24 protein-coding genes are annotated in these 20952 nt (G+C 74.1%); 12 read left to right on the forward strand and 12 right to left on the reverse strand.

Annotation, left to right across the window (positions count from 1 at the left end):
- The first annotated feature begins 141 nt into the window (after positions 1–141).
- Complete coding sequence (locus E1284_RS25150; RefSeq protein WP_131942603.1) at positions 142–603, forward strand: MarR family winged helix-turn-helix transcriptional regulator; 462 nt, start codon at positions 142–144, stop codon at positions 601–603.
- 10 nt (positions 604–613) lie between these two features.
- Positions 614–1678: an FAD-binding protein gene (locus E1284_RS25155; protein ID WP_131942604.1), complete on the forward strand. Its 1065-nt coding sequence runs from the start codon at positions 614–616 to the stop codon at positions 1676–1678.
- A gap of 54 nt (positions 1679–1732) precedes the next feature.
- Here the strand turns inward: E1284_RS25155 and E1284_RS25160 are convergent, their stop codons facing one another.
- The gene (locus tag E1284_RS25160; RefSeq protein ID WP_131942617.1) at positions 1733–2251 is read right to left on the reverse strand and encodes a YbaK/EbsC family protein; all 519 of its coding nucleotides are present in this window, start codon (positions 2249–2251) and stop codon (positions 1733–1735) included.
- A 107-nt stretch (positions 2252–2358) separates the two neighbouring features.
- Here E1284_RS25160 and E1284_RS25165 point away from each other — a divergent pair, with 107 nt between their 5' ends.
- The 3 genes from E1284_RS25165 to E1284_RS25175 are packed head-to-tail and all read left to right on the forward strand — an operon-like array spanning position 2359 to position 6229.
- Positions 2359–3051 carry a FadR/GntR family transcriptional regulator gene (locus E1284_RS25165; RefSeq protein ID WP_207923945.1) on the forward strand — a complete coding sequence of 231 codons (693 nt, stop codon included), beginning with the start codon at positions 2359–2361 and terminating at the stop codon, positions 3049–3051.
- A complete protein-coding gene (locus E1284_RS25170; protein ID WP_207923946.1) occupies positions 3048–4424 on the forward strand; it encodes a hypothetical protein in 1377 nt (458 codons plus the stop codon). Before E1284_RS25165 ends, E1284_RS25170 begins: the two co-directional genes overlap by 4 nt.
- Positions 4425–4429: 5 nt before the next feature.
- Positions 4430–6229 (forward strand): GMC family oxidoreductase, encoded by a 1800-nt coding sequence (locus E1284_RS25175; RefSeq protein ID WP_131942620.1) that lies wholly within the window; start codon positions 4430–4432, stop codon positions 6227–6229.
- Between the two features lie 6 nt (positions 6230–6235).
- On the opposite strand, the gene fdhA is transcribed toward E1284_RS25175, so the two are convergent.
- The 4 genes from fdhA to E1284_RS25195 all read right to left on the reverse strand — a co-directional run bounded on the left by fdhA (position 6236) and on the right by E1284_RS25195 (position 10061).
- The gene (gene fdhA, locus E1284_RS25180) at positions 6236–7450 is read right to left on the reverse strand and encodes a formaldehyde dehydrogenase, glutathione-independent (protein ID WP_243714738.1); all 1215 of its coding nucleotides are present in this window, start codon (positions 7448–7450) and stop codon (positions 6236–6238) included.
- A gap of 82 nt (positions 7451–7532) precedes the next feature.
- The gene (locus E1284_RS25185; RefSeq protein WP_131942606.1) at positions 7533–8189 is read right to left on the reverse strand and encodes a response regulator transcription factor; all 657 of its coding nucleotides are present in this window, start codon (positions 8187–8189) and stop codon (positions 7533–7535) included.
- On the reverse strand, positions 8180–9358 hold the full coding sequence (locus E1284_RS25190) for a sensor histidine kinase (RefSeq protein ID WP_243714739.1): 1179 nt from the start codon (positions 9356–9358) through the stop codon (positions 8180–8182). Before E1284_RS25190 ends, E1284_RS25185 begins: the two co-directional genes overlap by 10 nt.
- Positions 9342–10061: a DedA family protein gene (locus E1284_RS25195; RefSeq protein WP_131942607.1), complete on the reverse strand. Its 720-nt coding sequence runs from the start codon at positions 10059–10061 to the stop codon at positions 9342–9344. Before E1284_RS25195 ends, E1284_RS25190 begins: the two co-directional genes overlap by 17 nt.
- A gap of 202 nt (positions 10062–10263) precedes the next feature.
- Between E1284_RS25195 and E1284_RS25200 the strand changes: the two genes are divergently transcribed.
- The 3 genes from E1284_RS25200 to E1284_RS25210 all read left to right on the forward strand — a co-directional run bounded on the left by E1284_RS25200 (position 10264) and on the right by E1284_RS25210 (position 12227).
- Entirely contained in the window at positions 10264–11079 is an 816-nt protein-coding gene (locus tag E1284_RS25200) for an SAM-dependent methyltransferase (RefSeq protein WP_131942608.1), read from the forward strand.
- Positions 11080–11348: 269 nt separating this feature from the next.
- Positions 11349–11876, forward strand: a complete 528-nt coding sequence (locus E1284_RS42605; protein WP_207923948.1) for a hypothetical protein — start codon at positions 11349–11351, stop codon at positions 11874–11876.
- Positions 11877–12038: 162 nt separating this feature from the next.
- Positions 12039–12227: a DUF5999 family protein gene (locus E1284_RS25210; protein WP_131942622.1), complete on the forward strand. Its 189-nt coding sequence runs from the start codon at positions 12039–12041 to the stop codon at positions 12225–12227.
- 15 nt (positions 12228–12242) lie between these two features.
- Here the strand turns inward: E1284_RS25210 and E1284_RS25215 are convergent, their stop codons facing one another.
- Entirely contained in the window at positions 12243–12887 is a 645-nt protein-coding gene (locus tag E1284_RS25215) for a YdcF family protein (protein ID WP_165965424.1), read from the reverse strand.
- Between the two features lie 125 nt (positions 12888–13012).
- On the opposite strand from E1284_RS25215, the gene E1284_RS25220 reads away from it, so the two are divergent.
- Entirely contained in the window at positions 13013–13282 is a 270-nt protein-coding gene (locus tag E1284_RS25220) for a hypothetical protein (RefSeq protein WP_131942610.1), read from the forward strand.
- Positions 13283–13316: 34 nt separating this feature from the next.
- Positions 13317–14000: a trimeric intracellular cation channel family protein gene (locus tag E1284_RS25225; protein WP_131942611.1), complete on the forward strand. Its 684-nt coding sequence runs from the start codon at positions 13317–13319 to the stop codon at positions 13998–14000.
- A gap of 1 nt (position 14001) precedes the next feature.
- Here E1284_RS25225 and E1284_RS25230 read toward each other — a convergent pair whose 3' ends face one another.
- Genes E1284_RS25230 through E1284_RS25250 form a run of 5 tightly spaced genes read right to left on the reverse strand, consistent with a single transcriptional unit; the run spans position 14002 to position 18623 of the window.
- On the reverse strand, positions 14002–15264 hold the full coding sequence (locus E1284_RS25230; RefSeq protein WP_131942612.1) for an amidohydrolase: 1263 nt from the start codon (positions 15262–15264) through the stop codon (positions 14002–14004).
- Positions 15265–15310: 46 nt separating this feature from the next.
- The gene (locus tag E1284_RS25235; RefSeq protein ID WP_243714740.1) at positions 15311–16252 is read right to left on the reverse strand and encodes a ribose-phosphate diphosphokinase; all 942 of its coding nucleotides are present in this window, start codon (positions 16250–16252) and stop codon (positions 15311–15313) included.
- Between the two features lie 45 nt (positions 16253–16297).
- Positions 16298–17107, reverse strand: coding sequence for an ArsR/SmtB family transcription factor (locus tag E1284_RS25240; protein WP_243714741.1), 810 nt, complete (start codon positions 17105–17107; stop codon positions 16298–16300).
- 55 nt (positions 17108–17162) lie between these two features.
- Positions 17163–17960 carry an SAM-dependent methyltransferase gene (locus tag E1284_RS25245; protein WP_131942613.1) on the reverse strand — a complete coding sequence of 266 codons (798 nt, stop codon included), beginning with the start codon at positions 17958–17960 and terminating at the stop codon, positions 17163–17165.
- Between the two features lie 39 nt (positions 17961–17999).
- Positions 18000–18623 carry a PepSY domain-containing protein gene (locus E1284_RS25250; RefSeq protein WP_131942614.1) on the reverse strand — a complete coding sequence of 208 codons (624 nt, stop codon included), beginning with the start codon at positions 18621–18623 and terminating at the stop codon, positions 18000–18002.
- Between the two features lie 116 nt (positions 18624–18739).
- On the opposite strand from E1284_RS25250, the gene E1284_RS25255 reads away from it, so the two are divergent.
- Both E1284_RS25255 and E1284_RS25260 read left to right on the forward strand, forming a co-directional pair.
- Positions 18740–19420: a response regulator transcription factor gene (locus E1284_RS25255; RefSeq protein ID WP_131942615.1), complete on the forward strand. Its 681-nt coding sequence runs from the start codon at positions 18740–18742 to the stop codon at positions 19418–19420.
- A 1-nt stretch (position 19421) separates the two neighbouring features.
- Complete coding sequence (locus E1284_RS25260; protein WP_131942616.1) at positions 19422–20837, forward strand: sensor histidine kinase; 1416 nt, start codon at positions 19422–19424, stop codon at positions 20835–20837.
- On the opposite strand, the gene E1284_RS25265 is transcribed toward E1284_RS25260, so the two are convergent.
- On the reverse strand, positions 20830–20952 hold a 123-nt coding region (locus E1284_RS25265), incomplete at its 5' end, for an acyl-CoA dehydrogenase family protein (protein ID WP_274704662.1). The two genes, E1284_RS25260 and E1284_RS25265, sit on opposite strands and share 8 nt — an antisense overlap.

Raw genomic sequence — 20952 nt, forward strand, 5'->3', positions numbered from 1 at the left:
GGGTGGCGGCGGGGTGGGAGCATGCCTCGTCTCCTCCAACTCGGGACTTCCGGAAAGAACTAGCGGAACGCTAGCAAGATGATTCAAATTCAGACCATTTAGAAACTTCAAGGGTGTTTTCATGCCAACTAGAATCACCGCATGAACGAAGCGGGGGACGTCCTGGAACCACGCGAGCTGCGCGCCTGGATGGCCTTCCTCGCCGCGGGCCACCTGGTCGACCACGAGGTCGAGCGGCAGCTCAAGCGGGACGGCGGGCTGTCGCACGCCGAGTTCGAGGTGCTGGTCAGGCTGCGCTCCGCCGCCGGCCGCCGGCTGCGCATGTCGGATCTGGCACGGGAGGTCATGGTGTCCAAGAGCCGCCTCACCTACCAGGTCACCCAGCTCGAACGGGCCGGGCTCGTCAAGCGGACGGGCTGCCCGTCGGACCGGCGCTCGGTGTGGGCCGAGCTGACCGACGACGGCGCCGCCGCCCTCGACCGCGTCCGTCCCGGCCACCGCCGCGTGGTCCGCGAGGCGCTCATCGACGTGCTGACACCGGCCGAGATCGACCTGATCGGCGATGCCCTCGGCCGCGTAGCCGACCGCCTCCGCGACCGCTGACCGGGCCGCCGTGCGCGATTTCGGGGGCATCGTCGAGCGTTCACCGGCGCGGATCGTCCGGCCCGCGTCGCCGGAGGAGGTCGCCGCCGCCGTCCGCGACGCCGCCGCCCAGGGCTTGGAGGCGGTCCCCCGCGGCACCGGTCACTCGACGTTCGGCCAGTCGCTGACCACCGGTGTCTCCCTCGATCTGCGCGGGCTTGCGGGCGTCCACGAGGTCGGCGAGAGGCACGCGTCCGCCGGCGCCGGGACGACATGGCGGGAGGTCCTCGCCGCGACTCTGCCGCTGGGCCTGACCCCGCCCGTCCTCACCGACCATCTGGACATGACGGTCGGCGGGACGATCTCGGCCGGCGGCATCGGCGGGACGTCCCACGTGCACGGCACGCAGGCCGACAACGTGCTCGCCCTGGATGTCGCCACCGGCGGACGGGTCCTCACCTGCTCCCCCACCGAGCGTCCGGAGTTGTTCGACGCCGTCCGCGGCGGGCTGGGCCGCCACGGCATCATCACCAGGGCGACACTGGGCCTAGTCCAAGCCCCGGAGCGGGTGCTCTCGTGCACGATCCCGTGCCGTGACGCGACCGACCTCCTCCGCGTCCAGAGCGAGACAAGGGCGGACTACATCTCGGGCCGGGTCAAGCCGTCCGACGGCGGCTGGCGGTTCGAGGCCAAGGCCGTCCTGTACGGGGACGACGGTGAGCCACCGCCCGGCACCACCGAGACCGAGAGCCTCGCCTACCTCGACTTCGCCGACCGGATGCGCCCCGACGTCGCGGAACTGGTCGCGCTCGGTGAGTGGGCGCGCCCGCACCCGTGGGCCATGGTCTTCCTGCCCGCACACCGCGCCCGCGCCGTGATCGAGTCGACGCTGGCCGAGATGACGACGGCCGGCCTGGGCCTCAGCGGCGTCATCCTGGTCAAGACACTGCGCACCGGGACGGTCCTGTTCAGCGTCCTGCGCACGGCATCCCCGGGCTGCGCGTCCGTAGCGGAGATGCTCGCCGCCAACCACCGCCTCCTGGCCCGCGCCAAGTCCGCAGGCGGCACCCGCTACGCCGTCGACTCGACCGGATAAGCGCTCTGGGAGGCGAGCCGCTCGTCGACCCAGGCGACCACGGGCTCAGGTCTTTCAGAGGGCGAGGGCCAGGAGTTCGGCGGTGGGGAGGGCTGTGAGGGCCTTGCCCGGGAGGAGGATCTTCGACTTTCGGAGGCCGCTGCCTATGACCACGCGCGGGGCGGCGGCTACGGCCTCGTCCACCAGGATGGGCCAGGTCTCGGGGAGGCCTACCGGGGTGATGCCGCCGTACTCCATGGAGGTGAGCGACGTCGCGTCGGCCATGGGCGCGAACGAGACCTTGCGGGCGCCGAGGTGCTTGCGGACGACGCCGTTCACGTCCGCGCGGCCGGTGGCGAGGATCATGCAGGCGGCGTAGGAGACCTCGCCGCCGCGCTTGGCGGCGACGACCACGCAGTTGGCGCTGGCGTCGAGGGGGACGCCGTAGCGCTCGCAGAACGCGGCGGTGTCGGCGAGTTCCGGGTCGATCTCCGCGGCCTCGGCCTCGGGCACCGCGCCGATCGCGGCGGCGACGGGCGCCGCGAGGAGGTCGTGCCGTTCGTGCGCCGGTCCCCAGTCGAGCGTGCCGAGCATGTGCGCGTTCCCCTTTCGTTCTCCCGGTGTCCAGCCTGCCACGGTCTTGACGCCGGGACGTCCACTGTGGTCCAGTGGCTGATCCACTGGTCCTCTGGAGGTGCCCCGTGCCGTCCTCGCCGATCCCCCGCGACACCGTGGTCGACTCGCTCGTCGACCGGCTGCGCGACGACGTGCTGAGCGGGCGCTACCCGCCCGGCTCCTACCTGCCGCCGGAGCGGCAGCTGGCCGCGGGCTACGCGGTCACCCGGACGTCGCTGAAGCACGCGATCGTCCGGCTCGCGCAGCTGGGGCTGCTGGAGACGCGGCACGGGGTGGGGACGCGGGTCCGCGACTACGAGCGGCTCGGCGGGCCCGAGCTGCTGCCGATGCTGGTCAGCACGGTCGGCCCGGCCTGGATGGCGGAGATCTTCGAGGTGCGGCGCGAGGTCGGCGCGCAGGTGGCGGCCAAGGCGGCGGCCAACGCGACGGACGCGCAGCGGGCGCGGCTGCGGGAGCTGGAGGCGGAGGTCCGCGAGGCGGCGGACGGGAACGCCGCTCAGCTGGCCGAGTGCGAGATCCACCGGGTCATCGCGGCGGCCACCGGCAACCGCGTGTACGGGTTCATGGTCAACGCCCTGCTGAACGCCTACATGGCCGTCCGGGAGGGGTTCACGCACGCGTTCGGCGACCCGGCCGCCGCGGCGGACCGCCTCGCGCCGCTGGTCCGCGCGCTGTGCGACGGCGACGCCGAGCATGCGCGGGCGGCGGCCGCCGCCTACTTCGCGGAGACCGAGGCGATCATGCTGGACGCCCGATGAGCGCCCGCCGAACGACGTTCAGCGAGGTCATGGAGGGGACCCTGCGGCTCGCGGGAGAGGAGCGCGGCCGGCCGATGCGGCTGGAGCTGGACGTCGACCTCCCCGAGGTACTGCGTCCGTGGGGCGACGCGGAGGGTGCGCTCACCGGGCGCGTCGCCGTGCCGGGATGGGCGGACGATCCGGCCGCGTCCGGGCGGTTGCGCGTCGCGCCGGTGGCCGCCCGGCGGATCCGCTACACGATGGACTTCACGGCGACCGACGGCCGGCGTCTGCATCTGGACGGCTGGAAGTCGGTCTCGGCGCGGCGGCCCGTCCGGTCGATGACGTCGTTGCCGCTCACGGTGACGGACGCGGACGGGACGGTGGTCGGCGAGGCGCGGCTGCGGTTCCATGTGCGCCGGGACCTCGCGGCGTTCCTGGCGAGCTTCCGCCTCCCGGCGCGGGAGACCGATCCGATGCGGTCGCGGTGGCGGGGGCAGGCGGGGCGGCTGGAGGTCTGGTACACGACGCTGACCGATCCGGCGACCGGCACCGGCGTGTGGCTTCACCACGAGCTGGTCGCGGCGACCGGGGGCGGGGTGCGGGCGCACGGCTGGGCCGCGGTGTTCCCGCCCGGCGAGACGCCGGTGCTCGGGCGGTTCGGGCCGTACGAGTGGAGCCGTCCCGAGGACGCCGCGTTCGCCGCCGGGCCCGTCGTGCAGGCCGGCGACAGGCTCACCGGCACGGCCGGGCCGGTCTCCTGGGACCTGCGCGAATCGGGCGGCGGGCGGCCGATCCACACGTTCCCGCGCTGGGCGTGGGAGCGGGAGCTGCTGCCGGCGGCGCAGATCGTCCCGAAGCCGGCGGCCGCCTACGACGGCGTGGTGCGGTTCGGCGACCGGGTCCTGGAGCCGGCCGGTGCGCCGGGCGGGTCCGCCCGGATCTACGGGCATGGGAACGCGCGCCGGTGGGCGTGGCTGCACGCCGACCTCGGCGGCGGGGACGTGTGCGAGATCGTGGCGGCCGTCTCGACGCGGCCGGGGCTGGACCGGCTGCCGCCCCTGCCGTTCGTCCGGCTGCGGGTGGACGGGCGGGACTGGCCGTCCGGCGACCCGCTGCTCGCGGCGCTCCGCATGCGCGCCGACATCGGGCTGCCGGTATGGACGGTCCGGGGACGGGTCGGCGACCGGCGGCTGCACGTCGAGGTCGCCCTGCGGCCGGAGGAGACCGTCGCCGTCGACTACGCCGACCCCGACGGCTCCCCCGCCGTCTGCCACAACTCCGAGCGGGCCGACGTGCGGATCGTCCTGGCGCGCCGTGCCGGGCGCTCCTGGCGGACCGAGCGCGAATGGCGGCTCGACGGCACCGGGCACGCGGAGGTGGGGCTGCGGTGAACGCCATGGCCGGGACGATCGCGGTGCTGCTCGGCATCGAGGACGAGGGCGAACTGGCCCGCGTCACCGCCGGCGCCGAGGCCATCGCGCGGACGCTGCCCGGACCGGCGCGGCTCGGGCTGGCCGCCGGCACCGGGACGCTGGACGCGCTGTCCCGCCTCACCACCGGCCGGCCCCTGGCGGGCCTGGACGCGGGCCGGAGGGACGCGCTCTGCGCGCTGCTGGTCTCCCGCGCGTCCACCTCCCGGGTCGTGGAGGCGGTGAAGATCCCGCTGCTGCTGGCCGCCGGGACCGCGCTGCTGCCGGGCCCGCCGGAGCCGGACGGGCCGGTGCGTCCCGACGCCGCGCTGGACTGCACGCCGTCCGGCGAGTGGCCGGCCTGCGCGACGGCGGACGCCGTCGTGATCGGGTCGGGTGCGGGCGGTGCGATGGCGGCGCGGACCCTCGCCCGGCGCGGCATGTCGGTGGTGGTCCTGGAGGAGGGGCGCCGGTTCACGGCCGCCGAGTTCCGGGAGCGTGCGCCGCTCGACCGGTTCCTCGACCTGTACCGGGACGGCGGTGCGGCGGTGGCGCTCGGCCGCCCGCCCGTGCTGCTGCCGGAGGGCCGCGCGGTCGGCGGGACGACCGTCGTCAACAGCGGCACCTGCTACCGGACGCCCGGACGCGTGCTGCGGCGCTGGGCGTCCCTCGGCGTCCCGGTCGAGGACTTCGGCGCGGATCTGGACGAGGTCGAGGCCACGCTGCGGGTCGCGCGGCAGCCGGTCGGGCCGCTCGGCCGCAACGGGCTGCTCGCGCTCGCGGGCGCCGAGCGGCTCGGCTGGCGGGCCGCGCCGCTGCGCCGCAACGCACCGGGCTGCCGGGGCAGCGCGCAGTGCGCCGTGGGGTGCCCCCACAACGCCAAGTACGGCGTGCATCTGAACGCGCTCCCGCAGGCGTGCGAGGCGGGGGCGCGCATCGTGACCCGTGCGCGGGCCGAGCGGATCCTGGTCGAACGCGGGACCGCCGCGGGCGTGCGCGCGCGCCGCCCGGACGGCACGTCCTTCGAGATCCTCGCGCCCCGGGTCGTCGTCGCGGCCGGCGCCACGCAGACGCCCCTGCTGCTGCGGCGCTCCGGCCTCGGCGGCCATCCGGAACTCGGACGCGGCATGGCCGTCCACCCCGCGACCAACATTGCGGGGCGGTTCGCCGAGCCCGTGGACTCCTGGTCGGGCGTGATGCAGAGCGTCGGCATCGAGGAACTGCACGGCGACGGCATCCTCATCGAGGCGACGGCGACGCCGCCGGGCATGACCTCGTTCCCGCTGCCGGGCATCGGCCGGCACCTGCGCGGCGAACTGGAGGACGCCCGCCGCCTCGCGGTGCTCGGCGCGATGATCGCCGACGCGCCGTCCGGCCGGGTGCACGGCTCCGGGCACCGCGCGCTGCTCCGCTACGACCTCGCCCCGCGCGACGCCGGGCGCCTCCGTCGCGCGATGGTCGCGATGGGGCGGGTCCTGTTCGCCGCCGGGGCCGAGGAGGTGCTGACCGGGCTGGCCAAGACGCCCGTCGTCCGGGACGAGGACGGGCTGGCCGAGGCGGTCGCGTCGGCGCCGCGCGCCGACCTGCACCTGGCCGGCTTCCACCCGACCGGGACGGCGAAGCTCGGCGCCGACGAGGGCGCCGCACCCGCCGATCCGGCCGGGCGGCTGCGGGGCGTCCGCGGCGTGCACCTCGCGGACGCCTCCGTGCTGCCGACGTGCCCCGAGGTGAACCCGCAGCTCACCGTCATGGCGACGGCGCTGCGGATCGCCCGGGGCATCGGGTGACGGGCGTCAGGCCGCGGCCCCCAGCACGCCGTGCGGGTCAAGGATGTACTTGCGCGCCGCGCCCCGGTCGAACTCGGCGTACCCCTCGGGGGCCTGGTCCAGCGGGATCACCGACGCGTTGACGTTCCGCGCGATCTGCACCCGGTCGTACAGGATCGCCATCATCAGCTGCCGGTTGTAGGACATCACCGGGCACTGGCCGGTGACGAAGTACTCCGACTTCGCCCAGCCGGTCCCGATCCGCAGGCCGAGCTGCCCGACCTTGGCGTTCTCGTCCGCCGCGCCTGGGTCCCCGGTCACGTACAGGCCGGGGATCCCGATCCCGCCGGCGGCGCGGGTGATGTCCATCAGCGTGTTGAGGACGGTCGCGGGCTGCTCCTTCTGCGACCCCTCGTGGCCCTGGCCGCGCGCCTCGAACCCGACGCAGTCGACGGCCGCGTCCACCTCGGGGACGCCGAGGATCTGCTCGATCTGCGCGCCCACGTCGCCGTGCTGCGACAGGTCGATCGTCTCGCAGCCGAAGCCGCGGGCCTGCGCCAGCCGCTGCTCGTTCATGTCCCCGACGATCACGACGGCGGCGCCGAGCAGCAGGCACGCGGTCGCGCACGCGAGGCCGACCGGTCCCGCGCCCGCCACGTACACGGTCGAGCCGGTCGTCACGCCGGCGCTGTAGGCGCCGTGGTACCCGGTCGGGAGGATGTCCGACAGCATCGCCAGGTCGGGCAGCTTCTCCATCACCTTGTCGCGGTCTCCGGGGAACTTGAGCAGGTTGAAGTCCGCGTACGGGACGACCGCGTACTGGGCCTGCCCGCCGTGCCAGCCGCCCATGTCGACGTACCCGTAGGCGGCGCCCGGCCGGTCCCGGTTGACGTTCTCGCAGACGCCGGTGTGGCGCTCCTTGCAGTTGCGGCAGCGGCCGCACGCGATGTTGAACGGGACGCTGACGAGGTCTCCTTCCTTGATGAACTCGACGTCCCTGCCGGTCTCGATCACCTCGCCGGTGATCTCGTGGCCGAGCGTGAGCCCGGCGGGCGCGGTCGTCCGGCCGCGCACCATGTGCTGGTCGGAGCCGCAGATATTGGTGGCCAGGACCTTCAAGATCACGCCGTGCTGGAGCTTGCGCCCGTTCTGCTCGGCCAGTTCCAGCTTGGGGAAGTCCAGGTCCTCGACCGTGACCTTGCCCGGTGCCTGGTAGACGACGCCTCGGTTGGTGTCCGCCACGATTCCTCCCTCCACGATGAGGATCGGTGCAGGACCCATACCCGCTTTATGGCCATTAGTCCGATTTTCGGGGGCGGAACGCTCAGGTCCCGAGATACCGCAGGACGGCGAGGACGCGGCGGCTGTAGCCGGCGGCGTGCGACAGGTCGAGCTTGTCGAAGATCGCGTTGGCGTGCTTCTCGACCGCGCTCTGCGAGATGTGCAGGTTGCGGGCTATCGAGGCGTTGGTATGGCCCTGTGCCATGTTGTCGAGGACGTCGCGCTCGCGCGGGGTGAGCCGGGCCAGCGGATCGGCGTGCGCGCTGTGCGCCAGCAGCCGCCGGACCACCTCCGGGTCGAACGCCGCACCGCCCGCGCCGACCCGGTCGAGCGCGTCCAGGAACTCGTCGACCTGCGCGACCCGGTCCTTCAGCAGGTAGCCGACCCCGGCGGTGTCCGCGGTGATCAGCTCGGCGGCGTACCGCTTCTCCACGTACTGCGACAGCACGAGCACCCCGACCCCCGGCCGGCGCCGGCGGATCTCCAGCGCGGCGCGCAGGCCCTCGTCGGTGTGCGTCGGCGGCATCCGGACGTCGACCACCACGACGTCCGGCGGGCCCTGCGCGCCCGACGCCGCCACCGCGGCCAGCAGCGCCTCGCCGTCCCCGACCGCCGCGGCCACCTCGTGGCCCTCCTCGGCGAGCAGCCGCACCAGGCCCTCGCGCAGGAGCGTCGAGTCCTCGGCCAGCATCACCCGCACGGCAGCTCCGCGGTGATCACGGTCGGGCCGCCGGGCGGGCTGTGCAGGCCGAACGTCCCGTCCAGGGCGGCCACCCGCCGGGCCAGCCCGGCCAGCCCGCCGCCGGCGGGGTCGGCTCCCCCGGACCCGTCGTCCTCGATGCGCACGCCGATCATTGTCCCGGATCCGGCGACCGCCACCCGCACGGCGCTCGCGCCGGAGTGCTTGGCGGCGTTCGTGACGGCCTCGCAGACGACGAAGTACGCGGCGGTCTCCACCGCGTGCGGCGGGCGCCCCGGCACGTCGTAGTCGATCGCCACCGGCACCGCGGACCGCTCCGCAACCGTCTCCAGCGCCGCCCGCAGGCCCTCGCCGTCCAGCGCCGCCGGGTACACCCGCCAGGTGACCTCCCGCAGGTCCGCGAGCGCCCGCTGCGACTCCTCGTGCGCCTGCCGCAGCAGCTCCGCCGCCCGCTCGCCGTCGCCGGCGCGGCGGGCCCGGCCGATCAGCATGCCGAGCGCGACGAGCCGCTGCTGGACGCCGTCGTGCAGGTCGCGCTCTATGCGGCGGCGCTCGTCGTCCACCGCGTCCACCACCTCGGCGCGCGTGACCGACAGCTGCGCGATGCGGCGCTCGTACTCCTCCAGCGGGCTCGGCCCGAGGCAGCGCCGCGCCACGCCCCTCTCCAGCGCCACCACGCCGACCAGGCCGTACACGGCGAGGAAGAGCAGCACCCCGCCCGCGACGGCGGTGTAGAGGACGATCCACCAGGCCGGCGGGATGCCGTCCAGGTAGTCGCCGGTGATCCACCAGCTGACCGCCAGCCGGACGGCGATCACCGCCCCGTAGGCGATCAGCAGCAGGATCGCGCCGCCGAGCAGGCCGACCGGCACCCGCAGGACGAGGTAGGCGAGCGCCCGCAGCGGACCGTACCGGACGCCCCGGTCCTCGCCGAGGAAGGCGCGCAGCCGCCGCAGCTCCAGCTCGGTCAGCAGCTCGGCGGCGTCCGCGACGGCCGCCGGGACCGCCCGCCGGCCGCGGGAGAAGGCCAGCGAGTACGCCACGAGCAGCGCCGCCCCCGCCAGCAGCACCAGTTCCGCGGCGGCGGTGGCGGCGCCCAGCACGAGCCCCGCCAGGGCCCGCGGGACCGCCGCGGGGCCGCGGCGCACGGCGTCAGTGGATGCGGTCACGTTCGCGTACTCTCGCCTCCGCCCGGTGCGCCCCCGCCGGCCGCCGCCCCCCGGCACCGGCACGCCGTGCTATCACGATACGCACGGCGAGGAGCGCCGCGGCCGCCGCGGCGGCGACCGCGGCCACCGCCTTGGAGTAGACGCCGACGTACTCCTCGACCGTCCGCCAGTTGTCGCCGAGGCCGTACCCGGCGAGCACGAACGCGGTGTTCCACAGCAGGCTGCCGAGCATGGTGCAGGCCAGGAAAACCGGCATCCGCATCCGCTCCACGCCCGCCGGCACGGAGATCAGGCTGCGGAAGATCGGGACCATCCGGCCGAAGAACACCGCCTTGCCGCCGTGCCGGGCGAACCACGCCTCGGTCCGGTCGAGGTCCTCGACCTTGACCAGCGGCAGCCGCGCCGCGACCGCGCGGACCCGGTCCCGCCCGATGAGGGCGCCGATCCCGTAGAGGGCGAGCGCGCCGGCGACGCTCCCGAGCGTCGTCCACACGATCGCCGCGGTGAGGCCCATCCGGCCCTGCGCCGCCGTGAACCCCGCGAGCGGGAGGATCACCTCGCTCGGCAGCGGCGGGAACAGGTTCTCCAGCGCGATCGCCAGCCCGGCGCCGGGTGCGCCGAGCCGGTCCATCAGGTCGGTCGCCCAGCCGGCGACCCCGCCGGCGGGCGCCTCGCCCGACGCCGCGTTCATCAGTCCGATCATGCCTACGACGCTAGGAACCGGCGGCGCCCGCCACCATGGAGAGCGCCGCCGACCCGTCCGGCCGGATCCCGCACCCGCACCCTGCGGAAAACCGCACCCTCGGCGCGAAAAGCCCTGCCGCGCAGGGCGTCCGGGCTTACGCTTGGGGCCCAGGACCGTCCGGGCGGGCAGCGCGGACGCAGCACAGAAGGAGCCGCACATCGTGGCCGACGACCTCCCCGAGAGCGCGCCCCCCGGCATCGATCCGACCACGCCGACGTTCGCGCGCGTGTACGACTACTTCCTCGGCGGCAAGGACAACTTCGCGGCCGACCGCGAGGTCGCCGACATGGTGATGCAGCTCGTGCCGGAGGCCCCGGTGGTGGCGCGGGGCAACCGGGTCGCCATCGAGCGGGCGGTGACCTACCTGGCCGGCGACCTCGGCATCGACCAGTTCGTCGACATCGGCTCCGGGCTGCCGACCTCGTCCAACGTGCACCAGTTCGCGCGGGCGGCGAACCCGGCCGCGAAGGTCGTCTACGTCGACAACGACCCGATCGTCCTCGCGCACGGGCGCGCGCTGCTGACCGAGGACGGCGTCGCGACCTTCATCCAGGGCGACCTGTACGAACCGGAGAAGATCTTCTCCGACCCGGCGCTGACCGGGCTGATCGACCTGTCGCGGCCCGTGGGGATCGTGCTGGCCGCGGTCATCCACCACGTGCCGGACGAGCGCGACCCGGCGGGCGTCGTCCAGGCGCTGGTCCCGTTCCTGGCGCCCGGCAGCCACGTCGTCCTCACGCACCTGCACGACTCCGGCGAGGATCCGCGCGTCGAGGAGGCCAAGCAGATCCTGCAGTCGGGGCTGGGCGGCTCCTACTTCCGGCACTCGTCGGAGATCGAGCGGTTCATGGACGGGCTCACGATCCTGGAGCCGGGGGTCGCGCACGTGACCGAGTGGCGTCCGGACGGGCCGGCCGGGCCGCTGGAGCACCCGCTGCACAGCCAGATGGTGGCCGTGCTGGGCCGCAAGGACTGACTCCGGGAAAACCCGGATTCAGCGGAGAGTGAAACCGGGTCGCGGGCCCAGCGCCGTCCTGGGGGCTCGCGGCCCGCGGTTCCCGCAGGCCGCGCGGTTGCGGACGGCACGAGAACGCGGTTTCGGACACCGAGTCCGAGCATGATCTAGTAAAGGATCTTTCTGATCGACTTTTCCGTTGTCAACCCCGCGTTGTAGCGTTCGCAGCGTTTTGTGAAGTGCATTCATGATCGGACCTTCCCGCCGCAAGATCATGTAAGGACGCCGCGATGCCCCTGGCGACAGGCCTGGCCGCGGCCGCGCTCCTGGGCCTGCTGACGCTTCTGGCCACCGCGCGGCACGGCAGGCGCCGACCCCGCTCGGCCCGACACCGCTCGGACGACGGGCACCCCGAGTCGCTGACGACCGTCCTCGGCCCGGGGGACGAGGAGTACCTCGCGTGGCTCGCCGACCACCACTGGCCGGGGGACGAGTACCTCGACCTCGAGCACGACTGGCTGGAGGAGATGGCCTTCGGCGAGCCGGCGGGGCACTACGAGGTGCCGCTGTGCCCGCGCTGCGACCTGCGCCGCGAGGACGTGTGGCCGTGCCCGACCTGCGGCCGGATCCTGCACTCCTCGTGCGGCCACGGGATGCGCCGGCGGGCGGTCGAGCGCCCGTACCGGACGCACGGCACGAACTCCGAGGCCGTCATCGCCGAATGGGTCTGCACGGGCTGCACGTCGGTCGTGGGCCTGGACGTGGACCACGGCGGCGAGCCCGACACCGGGAACGGCGCCGGGGACATTATGCGGTGAAACGCCCTGGATTGCCCGATCTCCCCGCTCTTCACACGCGCTGAACAGTAAAGAATTCGCCATCCACTTGCATATTTCGGACGCGCGGCGGCAGGCTGCACTATGTCCTTAATCACAGGGGACGCCGTGGAGGGACGACCCGTGACCGCTCAGCACGCCACCATCTGTACGCACCAGCCGCACTGTCCGGCATCGGACGACCTCGACCGCGAGGCCGCGCGCATCATCGCCAACCACCCCGAGCAGGGGTGGAGCCTGCTGTGCAACGGCATCGTCGTCTTCGAGGACACCGGCGAACTGCTCCCCGACGGCCGGGTGATCGCGCCGCACCGTCCCGCCACGGCCGGCTAGGCGCCCGGGGCACGGTCATCTGATCACGTGCCCGTCGTACCCGAGCCGCACGAGCTCCTCGTACGCCGCCCACACGGCCGCCGGGACCGGCATCGGCACCTGGAAGCCCCGTTCGGCGTACACCGCCATCCGCTGCAGGTCCCCCACCATCAGCTCGATGAACTGGCGCTCGTCCGCGCCGAAGTCGTCGAACCCCAGCTCCGGCGCCGAGGCCGACCAGTCCGGGCCGGGCCACTGCCGCCGGGCCGTCGCCAGCGCCCGCCGCGTCATGTAGGGCTTGGCGACCAGGATCCCGCTCCGCACCGCGATCCCCCGTCCCCGCAGCAGCCGCCGGGACGCGGTGATGTTCTCCCCCGTGTTGGCCGCCGTCCCCTCCAGCAGCAGGGCCTCCGCCGGGACGCCGTGCGCGCGCACCACCCGCCCGAACACCTCCGCCTCGGTCTCCGCCCAGTCCGAGGTGATCTTGCCGCGCCCGCCGGAGACGACCACCAGCGGCGCCCGGCCGGCCAGCCAGAGCCGTGCCGCGTGAGCCGCCACCCGCGTGTCGTGGCACCCCAGCGCGAGGATCACGTCAGCCTTGGGGAGGGGGTCGGACACGACGAGGTGGTCCCAGATCGTCCTCGCCAGTTCGCGCGCCCGCGCGTCCACAGGAGACTCCACCGGGCCATTGTCCCCGGCGCTCCGCATGTCGGGCTCCCATCGGGCGGACCGTCCCGATAACGTTCAACTGTTTTGCTACTTACGCAAGAATCATGTGGAACTCGACCGCGAAAGGACGGTGTGGTGTGATCACAGTCCTGGTGCTCGTGTCCCTGCTCGCCCTGTTCGGCTTCTGCCTGCCCCGCCTGCTCCGCCCGATGCCGGCACGAGCCGCGCACGACCCGCCGCCCGCCGGGGCCGGGCACCCGGAGTCCATGGTCGCCGAACTCGATCCCGCCGACGAGGAGTACCTGGCCGGCCTCGCCGACGAACTGTGGCCCGAGGACGAGTACCTGGAGCTGGAGCCCAGCACCGACGGCGAGGAGGAGCCCGGCGGCAGCGGCATGCGCCGGTGAACGCCGCCGCTCCGGCCCGTGGTAGGCATCGGGGATGAGCACCGACCCGCCGCTGCTGCTGGCGCTCGACCTGACCGGCACCTTCGCCTTCGGGCTGAACGGGGCGCTGACGGCGGTGCGTGCGGCCCGGCTGGACGTGGTCGGCGTCGTGTCGCTCGGGATGATCACCGCGCTCGGCGGCGGGGTCATCCGGGACGTCCTCATCGGCGCGATCCCGCCCGCCACCTTCGTGGACTGGCGCTACTTCGCCCTCGCCGCGGGCGGCGGGCTGATCGCGTTCATCTTCAGCAGGCGGCTGGACCGGCTCGACATGCCGATCACGGTGATGGACGCGGTCGGGCTGAGCACGTTCGCCGTCATCGGCGCGAGCAAGGCGCTCGCCGCCGGCCTGGACGTCGCGCCCGCGCTGCTGCTCGGGGTGGTCACCGCGGTGGGCGGCGGCACGATCCGGGACGCCCTCGTCCTGCAGATCCCGACGGTGCTGCGCAGCGACCTGTACGCGATCCCGGCCCTCGTCGCGGCCGGGATCACGGTCCTGACCCTCGAGACGGGCAGCTACGGCCTGCCGTCGGCGCTGGGCGCCGTGGCGGCCTGCTTCATCATCCGGATGCTCGGCGTCCGCTACAAGCTCCAGGCCCCGCGCCCGCCGGGGAAGCGCTCGGTGGCCGGCCCGCCGGACGACGACGCCGCGCCCGGCCCGGACTCCGGCCGGGGCTGAGTCAGCGGGCCAGCCAGGCGAGGGCGGCGACGACCAGCGCCGCGGTGCCGGTCTCCAGCGTCGGCTGGACGACCGGGGCGAACGCGGGCGAATGGTTCACCGGGACGTCCTGCGCGACGCGCCCGGCCTCCTCCGCCCGACGGTAGAGGTCCGCGTCGGTGCCGCCGAGCCCCCAGTAGGTGTAGGGGACGCCCAGCGCGGCGGGGATGTCGCTGAAGTCCTCGCTCGCGGTCTGCTCGGGCAGCGTGACCGCCCGGTCGCCGAAGGCGCCGGCGAAGGCGCGCGCGACCCGGTCGGTCGCGTCCGGGTCGTTGGCGGTCAGCGGGAACCGGTCGAACAGCTCGAACTCCGGCTCCTTCGGGCAGCGGGACGCCTGGCACTCGGCGGTGACGATGCGGCGGACCGCCTCCAGGATGTCGCTCCTGGTCCGCTCGCTGTAGCAGCGCAGGTTGAGCCGCAGCACGGCGCTGTCGGGGATGACGTTGCTCTTCGTGCCGGCCTGGATGCTCCCGACCGTCAGCACCGCCGTCTCCCCCGGCGGGGTCACGCGCGAGACGACCGTCTGCAGCCGCACCACGATCATCGCGGCGAGCACGACGGGGTCGACCGCCGCCTGGGGCATCGAGCCGTGCCCGCCCTTCCCGTGCAGGGTGATCCGCATGCTGTCGGCGGTCGTGAAGACGGGACCGGACCGGGTGCCGACCTGCCCGGCCGGCGCGGCCAGGACGTGCTGCGCCAGCGCCACGTCCGGTTCGGGGATCAGGTCCGCGAGACCGTCGTCGACCATGCCCCGGGCGCCGCCGGAGGTCTCCTCGGCCGGCTGGAACAGCGCGACGAGGCTCCCGTTCCAGTGGTCGGTGGCGGCCGCCAGCAGCGACGCCGCCCCCAGCAGGCAGGTCACGTGCACGTCGTGCCCGCAGGCGTGGGCCACCGGCACCTCGTTGCCGTCGCCGTCGGTGGCCGTGGCGGTGCTGGCGTAGTCGAGCCCGGTCGCCTCCCGCACCGGCAGGGCGTCCATGTCGGCGCGCAGCAGCACCGTGGGGCCGTCGCCATTGCGCAGCACGCCGACCACGCCGGTACCGCCGACGCCTTCGCGCACGTCGAGGCCGTCCGCCCGGAGGCGCTCGGCGACCTTTCCCGCAGTCCGGCGCTCCTGGTGCGACAGCTCGGGGTTCCGGTGCAGGTCCCGGTAGAGGTCCTCCTGCCATGCGCGTACGGCGTCCGATCCGGCCAGGACGGGCGACGCGGACGATGCGACCGCCATGGTGCCTCCTGCCATGCGCCTGGATGTACGCGGGTCACATGCCCGGTCAGGGGGATTCGAACAGGGCGCTCACGGACTCGCCGTCGTGGATGCGGCGGACGGCCTCGGCCAGGGCCGGGGCGATGGACAGGACGCGGAGCTTCTCGCTGCCGTCCGGGACGGGCACCGTGTTGGTGCAGACGATCTCCAGGACGTCGGGCTGCGCCGCCAGGCGCCGCAGGGCACCGGCGGCGAAGAGCCCGTGGGTGCAGGCGACGCGGATCGTGCGGGCGCCGAGCTCGCGGAGCCGGTCCAGCAGCTCCAGCACCGTGCTGCCCTTGGCGATCTCGTCGTCCAGGACGATGACGTCGCGCCCGGCGACGTCGCCGATGACCGAGCTGATCTCGACGCGGTCGTCGGGGAACCGCTGCTTGGCGCCGACGGCGACCGGCACGCCGAGGCGGCGGGCGAAGGCCGCCGCCTCCTTGGCGTTGCCGAGGTCGGGCGACACGACGGTGGTGCGCGACAGGTCGTGGCCGCGGAAGTGGTCGGCGAGCTCGCGCAGCGCGTGCAGGTGGTCGACGGGGACGGAGAAGAACCCGTGCACCTGCGGCGAGTGCAGGGTCATGGCGAGGACGCGGCTCGCGCCCGAGGCGACGAGCAGGTCGGCGACCAGCCGCCCGCCGATGGAGATGCGCGGCGCGTCCTTCTTGTCCGAGCGGGCGTAGGAGTAGTGCGGCATGACCACGGTGATGCGGCTCGCCGACGCGCCGCGCGCGGCGTCGCACATCAGCAGCAGCTCGACGAGGTGCTCCTGTACGGGCGCGACCAGCGGCTGGATCAGGAAGACGTCCCGTTCCCGGCAGTTGGCCTGCAACTGCACTTCCAGGCAGTCGTTGGCGAACCGGTCGACCCGCGAGGGGCTCAGCGGCACGCCCAGGTGGGCGCAGACCTCGGCGGCCAGTTCCGGGTGGGCGCTGCCGCCGAACACCGCGATCTCTCGCACCATCCGCTCCTCACATGATCGACCGCGATCATGCTAGAGGGCGGCGGGTCAGGCGGTCGGGAGGGGCTCGCCGGTCTCCAGGAGCGTCTTCAGCCCGGACAGGACGTGCGGCCAGCCCTGCTCGGACATGCCGAGCAGCGCCTCGCCGGCCCGGTGGAGGACGGTCAGCTTGACCGTCTCGCCCACGGGCTCGATGTCGAAGGTCACCGTGGAGCGGGGCTCCGCCATGAGCTTCTGGCGGGTCTCCTCGTCCACGCCGACGCTCTTCGCCCATTCGGGGGTGAACGTGTGCCAGGTGTAGGAGAGGCGGCGGCCGGGGTCGGCTTCGAGGACGACCTGCTCGGGGTCGGCCGTCGTCGCGTTCTCCTCGTGCCAGGTGATCGCGGAACCCGGCTTCCAGTCGGTCTCGAAGGAGACGCCCCAGTAGCGGCGCGTGAAGGCGGGATCCGTGAGGGCCTCCCAGAGGCGCTCCGGCGTGGTGTTGATGTAGGTCGTGTAGACGAACTCGCTTGCGGTCATCGGCGTCTGCTCCAATGCGGTCTTCAGGTCGGCGAGCGCGCGCGCCCGCTCCCGGTCGTACCGGCTCATCCAGCGGTCCGCGATGGCGTTGATGGGCGCGGCGTCGAGGTAGTGGAGCTTCTCGCGCCCACGGCGCACGGTCGTGACGAGGCCGGCGGCCTCCAGGACCGCCAGGTGCTTGCTGACCGACTGCCGGGTCATCTCCAGCCCGGCGCACAGCTCGCGGAGGGTCTGGCCGCTGCGGGCGTTGAGGCCGTCCAGCAGCCGGCGGCGGCTCGCGTCGGCGAGCGCCTTGAAGATCCCGTCCTCGTCCATGCCGCCGTCCAAACATGCAGCCATCCGGTTGCCTGAAAGATTAGGCAACCGGATGGCTGCATGTCAAGGGCGCCGCCCGCTAGGGCTTGCGGCCCACCGCGCCGTAGGCGTCGACGGCCTCCGGCTCGCCGGGCGTCTCCGGGCGCCAGTGCGTGACCGGGACGATCCCCGGCTCCAGCACCTCCAGCCCCTCGAAGAACCCCGCGATCCGCTCCGGCGTGCGCAGCACGAGCTGCGCGTTGCCGGCGGCGTTCCACACCTCCACGATCCGGTCGGACGCCTCGCCGTGGACGACGTTCGTCCCGTCGTACATGGCGAAGTAGCTGCCGGAGGGCACCGCGGCCATGAGCCGCCGCACGATCCCGTACGCCTGCTCGTCGTCGGGGATGAACTCCAGGATGCCCATCAGCGTGAACGCCACCGGCTCACTGAAGTCGAGCGTCTCGGCGGCGCCCTCCAGGATCGCCTCGGGCTCCCGGAGGTCGGCGTGGATGTAGGACGTGTGGCCCTCGGGCGTGCTGGTGAGGAGCGCCTTCGCGTGCTCCAGCACCAGCGGGTCGTTGTCGACGTAGACGATCCTCGACTCGGGCGCGGCCCGCTGGGCGACCTCGTGGGTGTTGTCGACCGTGGGCAGGCCCGTCCCGATGTCGATGAACTGGCGGATGCCGGCCTCGGCGGCCAGATGCCACACGACCCGGTTCAGGAACAGCCGGGACGCGCGCGCCAGCCGGGCCACGTCCGGCAGCATCCCGAGGATCTGGTCGCCGACCTCGCGATCGACCGGATAGTTGTCCTTGCCGCCCAGCCAGTAGTTCCAGATGCGCGCCACGTGCGAGACGCTCGTGTCGATGTCGGGGCCGGGTCTCTTTTCGCTCATGCGCACCTCCTACAGACCCCTTCCCAGCCCCGCCCCGCGTCAGTCCTCATCCACCTCGTTCGTGAGGACCTTGCCGCCGGCGGCGTCGATGGTGAGCTCGTGCTCGGCGCCGTCCCGTCCGGCGACATCGACCTCCCAGACGGCCTTGCCGTGCTCGGTCTCGAAGCCGGCGGACGTCACACGGCCGGGGACCGCCTTCAGCGCCGCGTCCGCGGCGGCCGCCGCGGTCACCTTCGCGCCGCGCAGCGCGGCGGGGTCGTCGGTGCCGTCGTCGCCGTCGCGGTCGTCGCCGTCGCGGTCGTCGGCGCGGTTCGCGAGGACCTTGCCGTCGGCGGCGTCGACGGTCACCTCGCGCCGCTCCCCGTTCTCGGCGACCACGTCGGCCTCCCAGGCCGTCCTGCCCTGCTCGTCGTCGAGCTCGATCTCCGCGACCGTGCCGGGCGCGGCCTTCAGCGCGGCGTCCACGGCCTGCGCGAGCGAGACGGCCGTCTCCGGGGCGCCGCCGTCGTGCCCCTCCCCCGCCCGGGTGGCGCGCGGGGCCGGGTCGTCGCCGGGGGCGGCGGCGACGGCGGCCGTCGCTCCCCCGCCGGCCAGGACGCCCGCGGCGACCACCGTCACCAGCAGCCCGCGGCCCGTCAGCATGCGCCGTGCGTTGATCTTCATCGGTTTCCCGCCTTCCGTGTCGTCCGACCTTGCGCCACCGACGATGCCGGGCGTTCCTGTAGCGCTCCTGAAGCAACCTGAAGCCGTCTTCAGCCGCGGTTTGGCAGGCTGAGGGCATGCGCCTGCTCATCGTGGAGGACGAGAAGCGCCTGGCCACGTCGCTGGCGCGGGGGCTGACCGCCGAGGGCTTCGTCGTCGAGGCCGTCCATGACGGCGCCGAGGGCCTGCACCGGGCGCTCGGCGGCGGCTACGACCTGATCATCCTCGACATCATGCTGCCCGGGATGAACGGCTACCGGGTGTGCGGGGCGCTGCGGGCGGCGGGCGATGAGACGCCGATCCTGATGCTGACCGCCAAGGACGGCGAGTACGACGAGGCCGAGGGCCTGGACACGGGCGCCGACGACTACCTGACGAAGCCGTTCTCCTACGTGGTGCTGGTGGCGCGCGTCCGCGCGCTGCTGCGCCGCCGGACGCGCGGCGCCGCGCCCGCCATCGTGCTCGGCGACCTCACCGTGGACCCGGCGGCCCGCCGGGTGTTCCGGGGCGACGCCGAGGTGGAGCTGACCGCCAAGGAGTTCGCGGTGCTGGAGCACCTGGCGGCGAACGCGGGGCGGGTGGTGTCGAAGGCGCAGATCATGGAGGCGGTCTGGGACTTCGCCTACGACGGCGACCCCAACATCGTCGAGGTGTACGTGAGCGCGCTGCGCCGCAAGCTGGACGTCCCGTTCGGGCGCCGGTCGATCGCGACGGTGCGCGGCGCGGGGTACCGGCTGGCCCGGGACGGGGGCGCCTGACATGGCGGGGCGGCCGGGGTCCGTCCGGGCCCGGACGACCATCGGCGCGACGGCCGTGGTGGCGGGCGCGCTGGTCGCCGCCGGGCTCGCGGTGGTGCTGCTGCTGCGCGCGAACCTCGCCGGGCAGGCGGACCTGCGGGCCGAGGTGGCGGCCCGGGAGGTCGCGTCGCAGCTCGCGACCGGCGTCGCCTACGGGAGCCTCGACCTGCCGGACGCCGAGGACCACCCGGTGCAGGTCGTCGGCGAGGACGGCCGCGTCCGGGCGGTCAGCGAGGACCTGCAGGCGGTCCACGGCACCGGCTCCCCCGGCGTGCGGCCGGGCTCGGCCCCGCGCGGCGGCGACGATGACGACCCCGGCGACGACCCGGGGCGCGGCGAGGTGTCGGACGACGAGCCGAAACTCACCACCGGCACCGCGACCGTGGACGGGCGCACCGCCGGCTACCGGTTCGCGGCGATCGAGGTGACGACGCCCCGGGACGAGACGGTCACCGTGTACGCGGGCGCCGACCTCGCCGCCGCGCGGGACGCGACCGGGACGGTCACCCGCGCGATGCTCGCCGGGCTGCCGCTGCTGCTCGCCGTGGTCGCGGGCGTGACCTGGCTGGTGACGCGGCGGGCGCTGCGGCCGGTGGAGGCGGTCCGGGCGGAGCTGGCGGAGATCACCTCGTCCGGCGACCTGGCGCGGCGCGTGCCGGTGCCGGATGCGCGGGACGAGATCGCGGGGCTCGCCGCGACGACGAACGAGACCCTCGCCGCGCTGGAGGAGTCCGTGGCCCGGCAGCGCGGCTTCGTCGCGGACGCCTCGCACGAGCTGCGCAGCCCGATCGCGTCGCTGCGCACCCAGCTGGAGGTGGCGGCGGCGCACCCGGAGCTCCTGGACGTGGACGGGCTCGTCGCGGACGTCGTGCGGCTCCAGCACCTCGCCGCCGACCTGCTGCTGCTCGCCCGCATCGACGCGGGCGAGCGTCCCCCGGCCCGTCCGGTCGCGCTCGGCGGCCTGGTCCGGGACGAGCTGGACCGCCGGGCGCCGCACGACCGGATCCCCGTCGAGGCGTCGATCGAGGCGGACCCGCGGGTCATGGGGGTGCCGGGCCAGCTGGTGCGGGTGCTCGGCAACCTGCTCGACAACGCCGAGCGGCACGCCGAGACGTCGGTGCGGCTGTCGCTGCGCGAGGAGGGCGGCCGAGCGGTGCTGCGGGTCTGCGACGACGGGCCGGGCGTGCCCGCCGGCGACCGCGAGCGGATCTTCGAGCGGTTCGTGCGGCTGGACGACGCCCGCAGCCGCGACGAGGGCGGCGCCGGGCTGGGCCTCGCCATCGCCCGCGACCTGGTGCGGGCGCACGCCGGGACCCTCGCCGTCGGCGAGGCCCCCGGCGGCGGTGCGCTCTTCGAGGTGCGGCTGCCGGCTACTTGAGGAGCTGGCGGGCCATGACCATGCGCTGGATCTGGTTGGTGCCCTCGTAGATCTGGGTGATCTTGGCGTCGCGCATCATCCGCTCCACCGGGAACTCCCGCGTGTACCCATAACC

Origin of the sequence: Actinomadura bangladeshensis, assembly GCF_004348335.1 — a bacterium.
In the GTDB taxonomy this organism is placed as follows: Bacteria; Actinomycetota; Actinomycetes; order Streptosporangiales; family Streptosporangiaceae; genus Spirillospora; species Spirillospora bangladeshensis.